This window comes from Microbacterium sp. NIBRBAC000506063 (assembly GCF_017968845.1).
Classification (GTDB): domain Bacteria; phylum Actinomycetota; class Actinomycetes; order Actinomycetales; family Microbacteriaceae; genus Microbacterium.
Genome location: NZ_CP072876.1, coordinates 25213 through 42535, shown reverse-complemented (window position 1 = coordinate 42535; position 17323 = coordinate 25213). Strand labels below are relative to the sequence as shown.

At 65.6% G+C, this 17323-nt stretch carries 10 protein-coding genes, 2 rRNA genes and 5 pseudogenes; all 17 read left to right on the top strand.

Annotated elements, in window-relative coordinates:
* Positions 1–7: 7 nt before the first annotated feature.
* The 17 genes and pseudogenes from argC (at position 8) to KAE78_RS00160 (ending at position 17289) form a co-directional block, all read left to right on the top strand.
* Positions 8–1079: pseudogene (argC, locus tag KAE78_RS00235) on the top strand (N-acetyl-gamma-glutamyl-phosphate reductase).
* Positions 1076–2231, top strand: a pseudogene (gene argJ, locus KAE78_RS00230) (bifunctional glutamate N-acetyltransferase/amino-acid acetyltransferase ArgJ). The pseudogenes argC and argJ overlap by 4 nt, the downstream one beginning before the upstream one ends.
* A pseudogene (argB, locus tag KAE78_RS00225) lies at positions 2228–3144 on the top strand (acetylglutamate kinase). The pseudogenes argJ and argB overlap by 4 nt, the downstream one beginning before the upstream one ends.
* Entirely contained in the window at positions 3141–4349 is a 1209-nt protein-coding gene (locus KAE78_RS00220; RefSeq protein WP_223171316.1) for an acetylornithine transaminase, read from the top strand. Before argB ends, KAE78_RS00220 begins: the two are co-directional and overlap by 4 nt.
* Positions 4346–5269, top strand: coding sequence for an ornithine carbamoyltransferase (argF, locus tag KAE78_RS00215; RefSeq protein WP_223171315.1), 924 nt, complete (start codon positions 4346–4348; stop codon positions 5267–5269). Before KAE78_RS00220 ends, argF begins: the two co-directional genes overlap by 4 nt.
* A 4-nt stretch (positions 5270–5273) precedes the next feature.
* Positions 5274–6179 carry a heparan-alpha-glucosaminide N-acetyltransferase domain-containing protein gene (locus KAE78_RS00210; RefSeq protein ID WP_223171314.1) on the top strand — a complete coding sequence of 302 codons (906 nt, stop codon included), beginning with the start codon at positions 5274–5276 and terminating at the stop codon, positions 6177–6179.
* The gene (locus KAE78_RS00205; protein WP_223171313.1) at positions 6074–6388 is read left to right on the top strand and encodes a DUF418 domain-containing protein; all 315 of its coding nucleotides are present in this window, start codon (positions 6074–6076) and stop codon (positions 6386–6388) included. Before KAE78_RS00210 ends, KAE78_RS00205 begins: the two co-directional genes overlap by 106 nt.
* Positions 6389–6496: 108 nt before the next feature.
* Positions 6497–7935: pseudogene (argH, locus tag KAE78_RS00200) on the top strand (argininosuccinate lyase).
* Positions 7936–8055: 120 nt separating this feature from the next.
* Positions 8056–8370 carry a SatD family protein gene (locus KAE78_RS00195; RefSeq protein ID WP_223172346.1) on the top strand — a complete coding sequence of 105 codons (315 nt, stop codon included), beginning with the start codon at positions 8056–8058 and terminating at the stop codon, positions 8368–8370.
* Entirely contained in the window at positions 8367–8600 is a 234-nt protein-coding gene (locus tag KAE78_RS00190; protein WP_223171312.1) for a hypothetical protein, read from the top strand. Before KAE78_RS00195 ends, KAE78_RS00190 begins: the two co-directional genes overlap by 4 nt.
* Positions 8597–9337, top strand: coding sequence for a hypothetical protein (locus KAE78_RS00185; RefSeq protein ID WP_223171311.1), 741 nt, complete (start codon positions 8597–8599; stop codon positions 9335–9337). The genes KAE78_RS00190 and KAE78_RS00185 overlap by 4 nt, the downstream gene beginning before the upstream one ends.
* Before the next feature lie 41 nt (positions 9338–9378).
* Positions 9379–10667 (top strand): annotated as a pseudogene (gene tyrS, locus KAE78_RS00180) (tyrosine--tRNA ligase).
* 116 nt (positions 10668–10783) lie between these two features.
* Positions 10784–10969 (top strand): DUF4184 family protein, encoded by a 186-nt coding sequence (locus KAE78_RS16990; RefSeq protein ID WP_262927685.1) that lies wholly within the window; start codon positions 10784–10786, stop codon positions 10967–10969.
* Positions 10885–11355, top strand: coding sequence for a DUF4184 family protein (locus tag KAE78_RS16985; protein WP_317451901.1), 471 nt, complete (start codon positions 10885–10887; stop codon positions 11353–11355). Before KAE78_RS16990 ends, KAE78_RS16985 begins: the two co-directional genes overlap by 85 nt.
* A gap of 30 nt (positions 11356–11385) precedes the next feature.
* Entirely contained in the window at positions 11386–11580 is a 195-nt protein-coding gene (locus KAE78_RS00170) for a hypothetical protein (protein ID WP_223171310.1), read from the top strand.
* A gap of 673 nt (positions 11581–12253) precedes the next feature.
* Positions 12254–13774, top strand: a 16S ribosomal RNA gene (locus KAE78_RS00165).
* Between the two features lie 419 nt (positions 13775–14193).
* Positions 14194–17289 (top strand): 23S ribosomal RNA (locus tag KAE78_RS00160).
* The 16S and 23S rRNA genes sit together here, the layout of an rRNA operon.
* Positions 17290–17323: the final 34 nt, after the last annotated feature.

The following is a 17323-nucleotide window of genomic DNA, read 5'->3' as shown; positions in this document are numbered from 1 at the left end:
TAGAACCATGACGTATACCGTCGCCGTCTCCGGCGCATCCGGCTATGCGGGCGGCGAGATCCTCCGCCTCCTCGCGAGCCATCCCGATGTGGAGGTCCGCACCGTCACCGCGCACTCCAACGCGGGGCAGCCTCTCATCGACCATCAGCCTCACCTGCGCTCGCTCGCGCATCTCACCCTGCAGGAGACGACTCCCGAGATCCTCTCCGGGCACGATGTCGTCTTCCTCGCGCTGCCGCACGGGCAGTCCGGGCAGTACACGGATGCGCTCGGCGACGCCGCCCTCATCATCGACGCCGGCGCCGACCACCGCCTCGAGTCCGAGGAGGACTGGGCCGCGTTCTACGGCGGCGGCTTCCACGAGCCGTGGACCTACGGCGTCCCCGAGCTGCTCACCGGCGCGGGCAAGCAGCGCGACCGTCTCGTCGGTGCCCGGCGCATCGCCGCCCCGGATGCAACGCCTCCACCGTCTCGCTGAGCCTCGCCCCGGGCGTGGCCGCCGGGGTCATCGATCCGGGCGACATCGTGAGCGTGCTCGCCGTCGGCCCCTCCGGTGCGGGCAAGAGCCTGAAGCCCAACCTGCTGGCATCCGAGATCCTCGGCACCGCCAACCCCTACGCGGTCGGCGGCACCCACCGGCACATCCCCGAGATCCGGCAGGCACTCCGGCAGGCGCAGCAAGCCGCCGGCCCTGCGACGGGCTCAGGGTCCGCAGACATCCGCATCTCCTTCACCCCGGTCCTCGTGCCGATGGCCCGGGGATCCTCGCCACCAGCACGGCGCCGATCGCGAACGGCGCGACCGACGCGCAGATCCGCGAGGCGTGGGAGTCCGCCTACGCCGGCGAGACCTTCGTGCAGCTGCTCCCCGAGGGGCGCTTCCCGCGGACGGCCGACGTCCTCGGTGCGAACACGGCGCTGCTCGGCCTGGCGGTCGACCGTGCGGCGAACCGGGTGACGGTCGTCGCCGCCGTCGACAACCTGGTCAAGGGCACCGCGGGTGCCGCGATCCAGTCCATGAACATCGCGCTGGGGCTCGCCGAGGGCACCGCACTGACCGTGAACGGAGTGGCACCGTGAGCGTCACCGCAGCCCAGGGCTTCGAGGCGGCCGGCGTGGCCGTCGGGCTCAAGAGCACCGGAAAGCCGGATGTCGCGGTCGTCGTCAACCGCGGGCCGCGGAAGGTCGGCGCGGCCGTCTTCACGAGCAACCGCGCCAAGGCGAACCCGATCATCTGGTCGCAGCAGGCGGTCGCCGACGGCGTCGTCGAGGCGATCGTGCTCAACTCCGGCGGGGCGAACTGCTTCACCGGCTCCTTCGGCTTCCAGACCACGCATCAGACGGCCGAGAAGGCCGCCGAACTCCTCGGCGTGAGCGCCGGCGACGTGCTCGTGTGCTCGACCGGGCTCATCGGCACAGGCGACGAGGTCTTCCGCCAGCGGGTCCTCGACGGCACGGTGGGCGCCATCACGACCCTCAGCACAGACGGGGAGAGGCGGCCTCCGAGGCCATCATGACGACCGACTCGCGCCCGAAGAGGGCCGTCCACAGCCAGGGCGGCTGGACGATCGGCGGCATGGCCAAGGGTGCGGGAATGCTCGCCCCGGGCCTGGCCACGATGCTCGTGGTCATCACGACCGACGCCGACCTCACCGCCGAGGAGGCCGACGCCCACCTGCGGGCCGCCACCCGGGTCAGCTTCGACCGGCTCGACTCCGACGGCTGCATGTCGACCAACGACCAGGTGACGCTGCTGGCCAGCGGTGCCAGCGGCATCCGTCCCGATGCGGAGGCGTTCCGCGCGGCGCTCGCCGCGGTCTGCAACGACCTCGCCGAGCAGCTCCAGTCGGATGCCGAGGGGCGAGTCACGACGTCACGATCCGCGTCGAGAACGCCGCCAGCGAGGACGATGCGGTCGAGGTCGGTCGCTCGGTCGCCCGCAACAACCTCTTCAAGGCCGCGATCTTCGGCAACGACCCGAACTGGGGGCGGGTGCTCGCCGCGATCGGCACGACGCAGGCCGCCTTCGACCCCTACGACGTGGACGTCTGGATGAACGGCGTGCGCGTGTGCACGGCCGGTGGTCCCGACCGCCCCCGTGAGGACGTCGACTTGACTCCGCGCGCGACGGACGTGCTCATCGACCTCAAGGTCGGTCACGCCGCCGCTCGCATCCTCACCAACGACCTCACCCACGACTACGTCCACGAGAACAGCGCCTACTCCTCATGACCGACATCCAAGACACCTCGCCGGAGGTCGCCGCCGTGAAGGCGGCGACCATGATCGAGTCGCTGCCGTGGCTGAAGAAGTACCGCAAGCGGATCGTGGTCGTCAAGTACGGCGGCAACGCCATGATCTCGGAGGAGCTGCAGGACGCCTTCGCGCAGGACATCGCGTACCTCCGCTACGTAGGCGTGCTCCCGGTCGTCGTGCACGGCGGCGGCCCGCAGATCTCGAACATGCTCGACCGCCTGGCGATCCCGAGCGAGTTCAAGGGCGGCTACCGGGTCACCAGCACCGAGGCGATCAGCGTCGTGCGGATGGTCCTGACCGGCCACATCAACCCGCAGCTGGTCGCGAAGATCAACTCGCACGGGCCGATGGCCACCGGGCTCAGCGGTGAGGACGCCGGACTCTTCGGGGCCGTCGCCGCTCGGCGGTCATCGACGGCGAGCAGGTCGACCTCGGACGGGTGGGCGATGTCGTCCAGGTCGATCCGACCCCGGTGCTCGACCATCTCAAGGCGGGCCGCGTGCCGGTCGTCTCCAGCATCGCCCCCGACCTCGATCACCCGGGGCAGTCGTTGAACGTGAACGCGGATGCCGCGGCATCCGCTCTCGCCATCGCCCTGGGTGCGGCGAAGTTCGTGATCCTGACCGATGTCGCCGGCCTCTACGCCGACTGGCCGAACCGCGACTCGCTCGTCTCGCATCTGACCTCCTCCGAGCTCACGGCGATGCTGCCGAAACTGGAGTCGGGCATGATCCCGAAGATGCAGGCGTGCTTGGATGCGGTCGAGGGCGGCGTGGATGCGGCGGCGATCATCGACGGACGGGTGCCGCACTCGGTGCTCGTCGAGCTCTTCACCAGCAAGGGGATCGGAACACAAGTGGTGGCCGGAAACGGGACGGTGGCGCAATGACTCTCTGGCAGGACGATGCGGCGCGGGATCTGGTGCGCAACGCCGGTCCCCGCCTGGCGATGCTCACGCGCGGCGAGGGCTCCTATCTCTGGGACGAGAAGGGCACGCGCCACCTCGACTTCCTCGCCGGCATCGCGGTGACCTCGCTGGGCCACGCGCACCCCGTCTTCGTCGACGCGGTCTCTCGGCAGGCGGCGACCCTCGCGCATGTCTCGAACTACTTCGCCACCCCGCCGCAGCTCGCCCTCGCCGCCCGCATCAAACGGCTCGCCGGCGCCGGCGCCTCCGGCCGGGTGTACTTCGGCAACTCCGGCGCCGAGGCCAACGAGGCCGCGTTCAAGCTGGCCCGCCTGCACGGCGGCGCCGACCGCCCGCGCATCCTCGCGCTCGAGAACGCGTTCCACGGCCGAACGATCGGCTCGCTCGCGCTGACCGCCAAGGTCCAGATGCGCGCACCCTTCGAACCGCTGCCCGGGGGCGTCGAGCACATCCCCGCCACGATCGAGGCGCTCGAGGCGGCGCTCGACGACCGCGTCGCCGCCCTCTTCGTCGAGCCCATCCAGGGCGAGGCCGGCGTGGTGGAGCTGCCCGAGGGCTACCTCGAGGCCGCACGCGCGCTCACCCTGAAGCACGGTGCGCTGCTGATCATCGATGAGATCCAGACCGGGGCCGGGCGCACGGGAGAATGGTTCGGCTTCACCTCCTCGGGCATCACACCCGACGCGATCACCCTCGCCAAGGGCATCGGCGGCGGCATCCCGATCGGGGCCCTGCTCACCTACGGCGCAGCCAGCGACCTCTTCACCCCCGGCTCGCACGGCTCGACCTTCGGCGGCAACCCCTTGGCGACGGCTGTCGCCGATGCCGTGCTCGCCGAGATCGAGAACGCCGGGCTCGTGGAGAACGCCGCCGCACGCGGCGCGCAGCTGCGTGAGACGATCCTCGCCCTGGACTCGCCGCTCGTCGAGGGCGTGCGCGGGCGCGGTCTCCTCATCGGCGTGGGGCTCGCCGCCCCGGTGGCGAACGAGGTGGTGGCCGCCGCCCAGGAGCGCGGACTCATCGTCAACGCCGCCAACCCTTCGACGATCCGCCTCGCGCCGGCGCTCACCATCGGCGATGCCGAGATCGCCGCGTTCCGCACCCTGTTCGCCGATGCCCTCGCCGCCGTCGCCGCGGCATCCGCCCTCGGAAAGGCCACCGTATGACCCGCCACCTCCTGCGCGATGACGACCTGACCCCGGCCGAGCAGGCCGAGATCCTGGATCTCGCGGTCGAGCTGAAGAAGGACCGCTGGGCCGACAAGTCCCTCGCAGGGCCCCAGACGGTCGCGGTGATCTTCGACAAGTCCTCCACACGCACGCGCGTGTCCTTCGCGGTCGGCATCGCCGACCTCGGCGGCGTGCCGCTGATCATCTCGACGGCCAGCAGCCAGCTCGGCGGCAAGGAGACGCCCTCCGACACCGCCCGGGTGCTCGAGCGTCAAGTGTCGGCGATCGTCTGGCGCACTTACGCGCAGGCAGGGCTGGAGGAGATGGCGCGCGGCACGACCGTGCCCGTCGTCAACGCGCTCTCCGACGACTTCCACCCCTGCCAGCTGCTCGCCGACCTCCTGACGATCCGCGAGCACAAGGGCGACCTGGCCGGCCTCACGCTCACCTTCTTCGGCGACGGACGCAGCAACATGGCCCACTCCTATGTGCTCGCCGGGGTCACCGCCGGCATGCATGTGCGCGTCGCCGCGCCGGAGAGCTATGAGCCGCGCGACGACGTGCTCGAGGCGGCCGCGGCGCGCGCGGAGGAGACGGGCGGCTCGATCACCCTCTTCACCGACCCCGCCGAGGCGGCCGCGGGGGCGGACGTGATCGTCACCGACACCTGGGTGTCGATGGGCAAGGAGGAGGAGAAGATCGCCCGCATCCGCGATCTCGGCGGCTACAAGGTCACGAACGAGACGATGTCTCTCGCCGACCCCGAGGCGATCTTCATCCACTGTCTCCCGGCCGATCGCGGCTATGAGGTCGACAGCGAGGTCATCGACGGCCCGCAGAGCGTCGTCTGGGACGAGGCGGAGAACCGCCTGCACGCGCAGAAGGCGCTGCTGGTCTGGCTGCTGCGCCAGGGATGATCGGATGCCGGGGTCTCGGGTCGACGGGGTCTCCTCGTATCTGAGCGCCCGCTGGCAACGACTCAACGGGCCGGAACGCATCGCCGGCGTCGACCTGGCGCGGGGTCTCGCCGTGATCGGCATGTTCGCGGCGCACCTCCTGGTCATCGCCGACGTCTGGCTGTGGTCGGATGCCGCGACCTGGCTGCACGTCGTCGACGGACGCTCCTCGATCCTGTTCGCCACCCTCGCGGGGGTCTCGATCGGGCTCGTGACAGGCGGCGAGGTGCCGGCGGCATCCGCTCGAATGGCCGTCGTGCGCCGACGGCTGGTCGTGCGCGCGGGGATCCTCTGGGTTCTGGGCGTGCTGCTCGTGCTCACCGGCGTGCCCGTCTACGTGATCCTGCCCGCCTACGCGATCCTCTTCCTCCTCACGCTGCCGTTCGTGAGTCTCGGCAGTCGCGCGCTTCTGATCATCGCCCTGGCGCTGGGGCTGCTCATGCCCTTCGTGCAGCCGCTGCTGGACGGGCTGCCCCTCTGGCACTCCCCGGTCGGCCCCGACCTCGACGCCGTCCTCGGGTGGCACTATCCCTTCCCGGTGTGGATCGCGTTCCTGCTGGCGGGGCTCGCGGTGACGCGCGCCGGCATCCGATCGCGCTGGGTGCAGTGGCGGATGCTGGCCTTCGGTGCTGCCGCCGCGGTGCTCGGCTACGGGCTGACCGCCTTCGGCGACCCCGCCGACCCCTACCTGCAGGCGGTGTGGACGGCGGCGCCGCACTCCAGCGGGGTGGGGAGGTCATCGGCTCCGGCGGCTTCGCGATCGCCGTGCTCGGCGCGTGCCTCCTGCTGTGCACGCGGGCGGGTGGCGCAGGACTCCCCGCGGTCGGCTGGCTCACGCTTCCCCTGCGGGCCACCGGGGCGATGCCGCTGACCGCGTACACGATGCAGCTGCTCGTGTGGGCGGTGGCCGCATCCGTCCTCCTCGGCGACACGGGTGACCTCTCGGGGTTCCGCGCGCTCGACCCGTTCTGGCCGCTCACCCTCGGCGTCGTCGCGTTCTGCACGCTCTGGGCGCTGCTGGTCGGTCGCGGCCCGCTGGAGTGGCTCACCGATCGCGCGGCCCGGGCGCTCGTCCCCTGAGCGCGGCTCACCGCATCCGGATCATCGGTCCGCACGCGGGTCGCTAGGCTGGAGCGATGAGCGAGGCGAAGCACGACGGCACGAACGAGGGCGCACTGTGGGGGCGCGATTCGCGACCGGACCCTCGCCGGAGCTCGTGGAGCTCAGCCGCTCGACGCACTTCGACTGGATCCTCGCCCCTACGACATCGCGGGCTCGCACGCGCATGCGAAGGCGCTCGCCGCCGCCGGCTACCTCGAGCCCGCGGAGGAGCAGCGCATGCACGAGGGCCTGGATGCCGTGGCCCGCGCCGTCGCGGACGGCACCCTGCGGCCCGCGCCCACCGACGAAGACGTGCACGGCGCCCTCGAGCAGGCGCTCATCGCCGAGCTCGGCCCCGAACTCGGCGGGCGCCTCCGCGCCGGCCGCAGCCGCAACGACCAGATCGCCACGCTCGTGCGGATGTATCTCATCGATCACGCGCGAGTGATCGCCCGCAGCATACTGCACCTCATCGACGCGCTCGTCGCACAGGCCGAGGCGCACCCCGGTGCGATCCTGCCCGGCCGGACCCATCTGCAGCACGCCCAGCCCGTGCTTCTCGCACACCACCTGCAGGCGCACGCCTGGCCGCTCGTGCGCGAGCTCGAACGCCTCGTCGACTGGCGCGTGCGCGCGGGCGTCTCGCCGTACGGCGGGGGAGCGCTCGCGGGGTCGACGCTGGGCCTGGACCCCGAGCTCGTCGCCCGGGAGCTGGGCCTGGATCGCCCCGCGGAGAACTCGCTCGACGGCACGGCGGCGCGCGACGTCGTCGCCGAGTTCGCCTTCATCACCGCGATGATCGGCGTCGACCTCTCGCGGCTGAGCGAGGAGATCATCCTCTGGAACACCCGCGAGTTCGGCTTCGTCACTCTTGACGACGGCTACTCGACCGGGTCGAGCATCATGCCGCAGAAGAAGAACCCCGACATCGCCGAGCTCGCCCGGGGCAAATCCGGGCGCCTCATCGGCAATCTCTCGGGGCTGCTCGCGACACTCAAAGGTCTGCCGCTGGCGTACAACCGCGACCTCCAGGAGGACAAGGAGCCGGTCTTCGACTCCGTGCAGACGCTCGAGGTGGTGCTTCCCGCCTTCGCGGGGATGGTCGCGACGCTGCGCTTCGACACCGAGCGGATGGCGGAGCTGGCTCCGCAGGGCTTCTCCCTGGCGACGGATGTCGCGGAGTGGCTCGTGAAGCAGCGGGTTCCCTTCCGCGATGCGCACGAGATCTCGGGGCGCTCGTGCGCGCCTGCGAGGAGCGGGGGATCGGCCTCGAAGACGCCTCCGACGAGCTGCTCGCGGAGGTCTCGGGGCATCTGACCCCGGCGGTGCGCGAGGTGCTCTCGATCGAGGGCTCGGTCGCCTCCCGTGCGGGTGCCGGGGGCACCGCCCCGAGCGGGTCGCCGAGCAGCGGGCGGAGCTCGTGGCGCGTGCGCAGAGCGCAGCGCATGCGCTGGGAGTGTAGGCGCCGGAACAGCGCCGCTTCGGGACTATTCGAGAGATATAGCCAATACGCGCATATTTTCTGAATAGTCGTGATATGGTTATGTCATGGCCATCGCAGTGATCGCCGACATGGTCGGGTCGCGCCGACTCGGTGATCGGGCTGCCTCCCAACAGGTGCTCGATGAGACTCTTCAGCGGGTCGAATCCGCCCACCCGCTGGCGCAGCAGGCGCTCGCCCCACGGTCGGCGATGAGCTGCAGGGCGTCTACCCTCGTCTGAACGACGCCCTGATCGCGCTCCTTCTCCTGCAGCTCGCCCTCCCGGACGACATCGAGCTGCGTTTCGGGATCGGCATCGGCGATGTCCGGCACGTGCCCTCCGCGCATGGCGAGCTCTCCGACGGCCCGGGCTGGTGGTCGGCGCGAGAGGCGATCGATGTCGTGCACGCGCGCCAGCAGCGCGCCGTGCCGCATATGCGCACGTGGATTGTCGCAGCCCCGGGCAGGATGAGGTCATGAGCACGACGGTCGCGACATCCAACGCCTATCTCCTGATGCGCGATGAGCTCGTCGCCCGGATGAGCGCGCGGGAACGACGCCTGATCTACGGGCGCTTCAGCGGCCTCTCCCAGGGCGAGCTCGCCGAGCAGGAGGGCATCACCCAGCCGAGCGTGTCCAAGGCGCTGCGCGGCTCCGCCGCCGCGGCCCTCATGGACGGCGTCGCGCAGCTGAGGGAGGTCGGCGCATGATCCTGGCGGGGCTGCTGCTGACGGCCGTGGGCGCCGTCGACCTCGTCCGTCAGTTCGTGCCCGGCGCCAAGCGGTGGATCGGCCATCTCGCGGTGCTCGGCATGGTCATCGCGCTGGGGATCACCGGCGATGCTCCGCTGGAGACGCTGGCGGCGCTGGCCACCGGCGGTCTCTGGCTCTGGGCGATGCCCGACACGGGCGCGGCGCGGCGCACGTTCTGGCCCGCCGTCGTGCTGGGGCTCGCCTGCGTGCTCGCGGTGCTCGGGGTGGGGGAGCGGGCGGATGCCGGTCCGCTCTCCGACATCTGGCACCTGCAGTCGCCCTTCGGGCCGATCCCTCTCGACCTCGCCGTCCTGGTGCTCGGCGTGCTTCTCTTCCTCCTGGAGTCCGGCAACCTCGTCGTGCGCGCCGCGCTCGCGGGCGAGCGGACATGGCATCCCGAAGACGGATGGCCCCGGCCCGACGACGGAGCGGACGACCGTGCCGGCGGCAGCGGCTTCAAAGGCGGACGCCTCATCGGCCCTCTCGAACGGGTGCTCGTGCTGCTGCTCACCCTCGCGACCGCCTACACCGTGCTCGCGGCGATGCTCGCCGCGAAGGGCATCGTCCGCTTCCCCGAGATATCGAAAGACGGCGAGTCGGGTGCCAGGGCGGAGTACTTCCTCGTCGGCAGCCTCGTCAGCTGGGTGATCGCGCTCGGCGCGGCGTTCCTGGTGTGGTGGGCCGCGCATCTGTGAGCCATGACGCTGATAGCCTGGACCGCGTGTCTGAAACCGTCGTGAGCGCCCTCGCGCCCGCCAACGACCCCACCTTCGAGAACGTGTGGGACGAGATCGTCTGGCGCGGCCTGGTGCACGTGTCCACCGACCAGGAGGCGCTGCGCGCCCTGCTGTCCGGGGATCCGATCACGTATTACTGCGGTTTCGATCCGACGGCGCCGAGCCTGCACCTGGGCAACCTCGTCCAGCTCCTGCTGCTGCGCCGGCTGCAGTTGGCCGGGCACCGGCCCCTGGGCCTCGTCGGCGGTTCGACCGGTCTCATCGGCGATCCCGGCGGTCGCGATTCCGAGCGTGTGCTCAACCCGGTCGAGACCGTGGAGGAGTGGGTCGGATACCTGCGCTCGCAGGTCGAGCGGTTCCTGAGCTTCGAGGGCGACAACGCCGCGCGCATGGTCAACAATCTCGACTGGACCGCGCCGCTGACCGCGATCGACTTCCTGCGCGGCATCGGCAAGCACTTCCGCGTGGGCACGATGATCAAGAAGGACGCCGTGTCCGCGCGTCTCAACTCCGAGGCGGGCATCAGCTACACGGAGTTCAGCTACCAGATCCTGCAGGGGATGGACTTCCTCGAGCTCTACCGCCAGTACGGCTGTGTCCTGCAGACGGGTGGCTCCGATCAGTGGGGCAACCTCACCAGCGGCACCGACCTCATCCACCGTGTCGAGGGCGTCTCGGTCCATGCCATCGGCACGCCACTGATCACCAACAGCGACGGCTCGAAGTTCGGCAAGAGCGCGGGCAACGCGATCTGGCTCGACCCGCGATGTGCAGTCCGTACCGGATGTACCAGTTCTGGCTGAACACCGACGACGCCGACGTCATCACGCGGCTGAAGGTCTTCACGTTCCTCACCCGCGCGCAGATCGAGGAGTACGAGCGGCTCGTCGCCGAGGAGCCCTTCCGGCGCGCGGCGCAGAAGCGCCTGGCTCTCGAGGTGACCACCTTCGTGCACGGATCGGATGCCACGGCGGCCGTGATCGCGGCATCCGACGCCCTCTTCGGACAGGGCGATCTGACCGCGCTCGACGCCGAGACGCTGCGCAGCGCGCTCGACGAGCTGCCGAACGCCGAGGTGGCGGCTGGGACTCCCGTCGCGGAGGCGCTCGTGAGCACGGGACTGGTCTCCAGCCTCTCCGAGGCTCGGCGCGCGATCACGCAGGGCGGGGTCTCGCTCGACGGCGAACGGGTCGCCGACGACTCGGCGGTCGTGGCCGGGACACTGCCCGGCGGCGTCTCGGTGCTGCGTCGCGGCAAGAAGACCCTCGCCGGCCTGTTCGTGAGCTGATCAACTCGGTCCCCTGAGCTGACCCACTCGACCCCTGCGGACCCACTCGGTCCCTGAGTCGACCCACTCCGTCCCTGAGCTTGTCGAAGGGCGCGAGTCATACCGCAAGGAGCGAGATGCCGTTCACCCCCTCGCACGCCGTCGTCGCCCTTCCCTTCGTGCGCACGCCGCTGCTTCCGGCGGCGATCGCGGTGGGTGCGATGGCACCGGATCTGCCATTGTTCCTGCGCGGCACGCCGCTGACCTACCAGGTGACGCACACGAACCTGCTCGTCTCGGGCTGCTCGCGCTCGCCCTACTGACCCTCTGGTACGCCCTGCTGCGCCCGGCTGTCCGGGAACTCTCGCCGCAGTGGCTGGCCCGGCGGCTTCCCGCCGAGTGGGACTCCACGGGTCGGGCCGCCTGGGAGAGCGTGCGGCGACCGCGCTTCGGAGCGAGGCACGCGGTGTGGCGGCATCCGCTCGTCTTCGGCGCCCTCGTCGCGGTGTCGCTTCTGCTCGGCGTCCTCTCGCACATCGTGTGGGACGCCTTCACGCACGAGGGGCGCTGGGGGCTCGCGCTGATCCCCGCGCTGGACGAGCAGTGGGGCCGCTGCTCGGATTCAAGTGGCTGCAGTACGGCTCGAGCCTGTTCGGTCTCGTGGTGCTGGGGTCTTCGCCGTCGCGTGGATCGCGCAACGTACTCCTGAGGGGAGACGACGCGCACGCTGCCGACCTGGGTGCGCCTCGCCTGGCTCCTTGCGCTGCCGGGAGTGCTCGTCGTGGCCTGGCTCATCGGGCTCGCGGTCTTCGGCCCTTTCGACGGGGAGTGGACCCCGCCGCACCTCGCCTACCGGGTCCTCCCGCCGGCGTGCGCGGTGTGGGGTGCCCTCATGCTGGGCGTGTGCGTTCTCGTGCAGATCCGCCGGCGTTGACGGAAATGCCCTCTGACCGGCCCGACACGCCCGGGAGCCGGCCTCGATTTGCCACGATCCCGGAACCCGCGTAACTTATTACTTGTTCGCCCCACAGGGAAGAGCGAGAAGGCCTGAAGGCCTCGCCCCTCAAGCGGAGAACCACCCCCAACCCAAACCTCTCCTAGAGAGAACAGGGCCTTGTGGTCTAGGATGGGGATCCCACTCCTCCCACTGGTCAAGGAGTGCTGCCGGAGACGCTGAAACAGTCACGGACAGCCGATTTGACACAGAGAGCGAGAGGGATAAGATAGAGAAGTTGCCCGGAGCGGGCAGGCCGAACTGGCCGGCAGCGCCCCGGACACGATCTCGATCTTCGTGAGAAGCCTGTCGTTGACAGCGCCCCGAGAACCTCGGAAGCGCCGATTTGACAAGCGAGACACGAAGAATAAGATAGAGAAGTTGCCCTGCGGGCGAGGCCGAGAGGCTGAGCAGCAGGAGCATCCGATCCTTGAGAACTCAACAGCGTGCACTTGTCAAATGCCAAATAACCTCGGCTTCACTTCGGTGAAGCGAGATTCCTTTGGATCAAAGTCCGACCTTCGGGTCGGCAACGGATAGTCAGCAATGACATCCCTTTGGTCAGATCAAACTCGCTGCTTCGGCCCTATTCCGGCTGATTCAGCAAACATTTTCTACGGAGAGTTTGATCCTGGCTCAGGATGAACGCTGGCGGCGTGCTTAACACATGCAAGTCGAACGGTGAAGCAGGAGCTTGCTCCTGTGGATCAGTGGCGAACGGGTGAGTAACACGTGAGCAACCTGCCCCGGACTCTGGGATAACAGTTGGAAACAGCTGCTAATACCGGATACGAGCTGCGAAGGCATCTTCAGCAGCTGGAAAGAATTTCGGTCCGGGATGGGCTCACGGCCTATCAGCTTGTTGGTGAGGTAACGGCTCACCAAGGCGTCGACGGGTAGCCGGCCTGAGAGGGTGACCGGCCACACTGGGACTGAGACACGGCCCAGACTCCTACGGGAGGCAGCAGTGGGAATATTGCACAATGGGCGAAAGCCTGATGCAGCAACGCCGCGTGAGGGACGACGGCCTTCGGGTTGTAAACCTCTTTTAGCAGGGAAGAAGCGAAAGTGACGGTACCTGCAGAAAAAGCGCCGGCTAACTACGTGCCAGCAGCCGCGGTAATACGTAGGGCGCAAGCGTTATCCGGAATTATTGGGCGTAAAGAGCTCGTAGGCGGTTTGTCGCGTCTGCTGTGAAATCCCGAGGCTCAACCTCGGGCCTGCAGTGGGTACGGGCAGACTAGAGTGCGGTAGGGGAGATTGGAATTCCTGGTGTAGCGGTGGAATGCGCAGATATCAGGAGGAACACCGATGGCGAAGGCAGATCTCTGGGCCGTAACTGACGCTGAGGAGCGAAAGGGTGGGGAGCAAACAGGCTTAGATACCCTGGTAGTCCACCCCGTAAACGTTGGGAACTAGTTGTGGGACCATTCCACGGTTTCCGTGACGCAGCTAACGCATTAAGTTCCCCGCCTGGGGAGTACGGCCGCAAGGCTAAAACTCAAAGGAATTGACGGGGACCCGCACAAGCGGCGGAGCATGCGGATTAATTCGATGCAACGCGAAGAACCTTACCAAGGCTTGACATATACGAGAACGGGCCAGAAATGGTCAACTCTTTGGACACTCGTAAACAGGTGGTGCATGGTTGTCGTCAGCTCGTGTCGTGAGATGTTGGGTTAAGTCCCGCAACGAGCGCAACCCTCGTTCTATGTTGCCAGCACGTAATGGTGGGAACTCATGGGATACTGCCGGGGTCAACTCGGAGGAAGGTGGGGATGACGTCAAATCATCATGCCCCTTATGTCTTGGGCTTCACGCATGCTACAATGGCCGGTACAATGGGCTGCGATACCGCAAGGTGGAGCGAATCCCAAAAAGCCGGTCCCAGTTCGGATTGAGGTCTGCAACTCGACCTCATGAAGTCGGAGTCGCTAGTAATCGCAGATCAGCAACGCTGCGGTGAATACGTTCCCGGGTCTTGTACACACCGCCCGTCAAGTCATGAAAGTCGGTAACACCTGAAGCCGGTGGCCCAACCTTTTGGAGGGAGCCGTCGAAGGTGGGATCGGTAATTAGGACTAAGTCGTAACAAGGTAGCCGTACCGGAAGGTGCGGCTGGATCACCTCCTTTCTAAGGAGCATCTGGCACCCTGTGTTGATTCAACTTCAGTGGTGTCCAGGCGCCGGATCGAGACACACGTTCTCGCCGGTTAGCTCATGGGTGGAACATTTGACGAGGTGCGAAGGATGAGGATCCTCACTCAGTACGCTGCTTGCAGCTGGAACGGTGGAGATGTTCGGATCTCGCACATGCACGCTGTTGGGTCCTGAGGGACCGGATGCGCTCGGCCGGCTACTTAGGTAGCGGTCGGAGCAGACGAACCTCAGGGCCTTTCTTGGTTGCCGGCACAACGGCAGCGGGGAAGGCACCGCCCGTACTTTGAGAACTACACAGTGGACGCGAGCATCTTTGAACCGACTTCGGTCGGTTCAGAAAGATGATCTTAAAGATCATTAGTCAATTTCAATTGACGATTCAAACTCATGTGATTTCAAGTCTTTAAGAGCAAACGGTGGATGCCTTGGCATCTGGAGCCGAAGAAGGACGTAGCAATCTGCGATAAGCCTCGGGGAGTGGATAAGCACACTTTGATCCGAGGATCTCCGAATGGGGAAACCCCGCTGGGCGGCGTGCCGACCCAGTGACTCCCGCCTGAATATATAGGGCGGGTAGAGGGAACGTGGGGAAGTGAAACATCTCAGTACCCACAGGAAGAGAAAGCAACCGCGATTCCGTTAGTAGTGGCGAGCGAAACCGGAACAGGCTAAACCGAGTACGTGTGATATCCGGCAGGAGTTGCGTATTCGGGGTTGTGGGACTTTTCAGACAGTTCTGCCGAGCTGTCAGCGTTACAAGATGGTATAGACGAACTGGATTGAAAGCCAGGTCATAGAGGGTGCCAACCCCGTAGTCGAAATGCCTCCCTTGGCGCGAGAAGTATCCCAAGTAGCACGGGGCCCGAGAAATCCCGTGTGAATCTGTCAGGACCACCTGATAAGCCTAAATACTCCCAGATGACCGATAGCGGACAAGTACCGTGAGGGAAAGGTGAAAAGTACCCCGGGAGGGGAGTGAAATAGTACCTGAAACCGTTTGCTTACAAACCGTTGGAGCAGCCCTAGCAGCTGTGACAGCGTGCCTTTTGAAGAATGAGCCTGCGAGTTAGTGATATGTGGCGAGGTTAACCCGTGTGGGTAGCCGTAGCGAAAGCGAGTCTGAATAGGGCGATTCAGTCGCATGTCCTAGACCCGAAGCGAAGTGATCTATCCATGGCCAGGTTGAAGCGTGTGTAAGAGCACGTGGAGGACCGAACCCACTTAGGTTGAAAACTGAGGGGATGAGCTGTGGATAGGGGTGAAAGGCCAATCAAACTTCGTGATAGCTGGTTCTCTCCGAAATGCATTTAGGTGCAGCGTTGCGTGTTTCTTGCCGGAGGTAGAGCTACTGGATGGCCGATGGGCCCCAAAAGGTTACTGACGTCAGCCAAACTCCGAATGCCGGTAAGTGAGAGCGCAGCAGTGAGACTGTGGGGGATAAGCTTCATAGTCGAGAGGGAAACAACCCAGACCACCAACTAAGGTCCCAAAGCGCGTGCTAAGTGGAAAAGGATGTGGAGTTGCACAGACAACCAGGAGGTTGGCTTAGAAGCAGCCACCCTTGAAAGAGTGCGTAATAGCTCACTGGTCAAGTGATTCCGCGCCGACAATGTAACGGGGCTCAAGCACGCCACCGAAGTTGTGGCATTGACATTATTGGTAGGCCTTCGTGGTCCAGCCGTGTTGATGGGTAGGAGAGCGTCGTGTGGCGAGCGAAGCGGCGGTGTAAACCAGCCGTGGACGCTACACGAGTGAGAATGCAGGCATGAGTAGCGAAAGACGTGTGAGAAACACGTCCTCCGAAAGACCAAGGGTTCCAGGGTCAAGCTAATCTTCCCTGGGTAAGTCGGGACCTAAGGCGAGGCCGACAGGCGTAGTCGATGGACAACGGGTTGATATTCCCGTACCGGCGAAGAACCGCCCAAACTAATCCAGTGGTGCTAAGTGCCCGAATCCTCTTTTCAAACCCTTCGGGGCGAGAGTTGAGGCCTAGCGCACGACCCCATGCTGGTGCGGTTAGCGTATTAACAGGTGTGACGCAGGAAGGTAGTCCAAGCCAGGCGATGGTTGTCCTGGTGCAAGTGCGTAGGCTGAGAGATAGGCAAATCCGTCTCTCGTTCGGCTGAGACACGATGCGGATAAAAAGTGGATGATCCTATGCTGCCGAGAAAAGCATCGACGCGAGGTTCTAGCCGCCCGTACCCCAAACCGACTCAGGTGGTCAGGTAGAGAATACCAAGGAGATCGAGAGAATCGTGGTTAAGGAACTCGGCAAAATGCCCCGTAACTTCGGGAGAAGGGGGCCTTCGACGTATTAGGACTTGCTCCGAAAGCGTTTGGAGGCCGCAGAGACTAGTGGGTAGCGACTGTTTACTAAAAACACAGGTCCGTGCCAAGTCGCAAGACGATGTATACGGACTGACGCCTGCCCGGTGCTGGAAGGTTAAGAGGACGGGTTAGCTTCGGCGAAGCTCAGAATTTAAGCCCCAGTAAACGGCGGTGGTAACTATAACCATCCTAAGGTAGCGAAATTCCTTGTCGGGTAAGTTCCGACCTGCACGAATGGCGTAACGACTTCCCAACTGTCTCAACCGCGAACTCGGCGAAATTGCACTACGAGTAAAGATGCTCGTTACGCGCAGCAGGACGGAAAGACCCCGTGACCTTTACTACAGCTTGGTATTGGTGTTCGGTGTGGCTTGTGTAGGATAGGTGGGAGACTTTGAAGCATGGACGCCAGTTCATGTGGAGTCATTGTTGAAATACCACTCTGGTCACTCTGGATATCTAACTTCGAACCGTAATCCGGTTCAGGGACAGTGCCTGGTGGGTAGTTTAACTGGGGCGGTTGCCTCCCAAAAAGTAACGGAGGCGCCCAAAGGTTCCCTCAACCTGGTTGGCAATCAGGTGGCGAGTGTAAGTGCACAAGGGAGCTTGACTGTGAGACTGACAGGTCGAGCAGGGACGAAAGTCGGGACTAGTGATCCGGCAGTGGCTTGTGGAAGCGCTGTCGCTCAACGGATAAAAGGTACCTCGGGATAACAGGCTGATCTTGCCCAAGAGTCCATATCGACGGCATGGTTTGGCACCTCGATGTCGGCTCGTCGCATCCTGGGGCTGGAGTAGGTCCCAAGGGTTGGGCTGTTCGCCCATTAAAGCGGTACGCGAGCTGGGTTTAGAACGTCGTGAGACAGTTCGGTCCCTATCCGCTGCGCGCGTAGGAAGTTTGAGAGGATCTGACCCTAGTACGAGAGGACCGGGTTGGACGAACCTCTGGTGTGTCAGTTGTTCCGCCAGGAGCACCGCTGATTAGCTACGTTCGGGATGGATAACCGCTGAAAGCATCTAAGCGGGAAGCCGGCCTCAAGATGAGACTTCCATGCCTTCGGGCGAGAGGCTCCCAGCCAGACTACTGGGTTGATAGGCCGGATGTGGAAGCGTGGTAACACGTGAAGCTGACCGGTACTAATAAGCCGATGACTTGATAACACTTCCTCGTTTGAATCGAACGAGATGCTTGCGT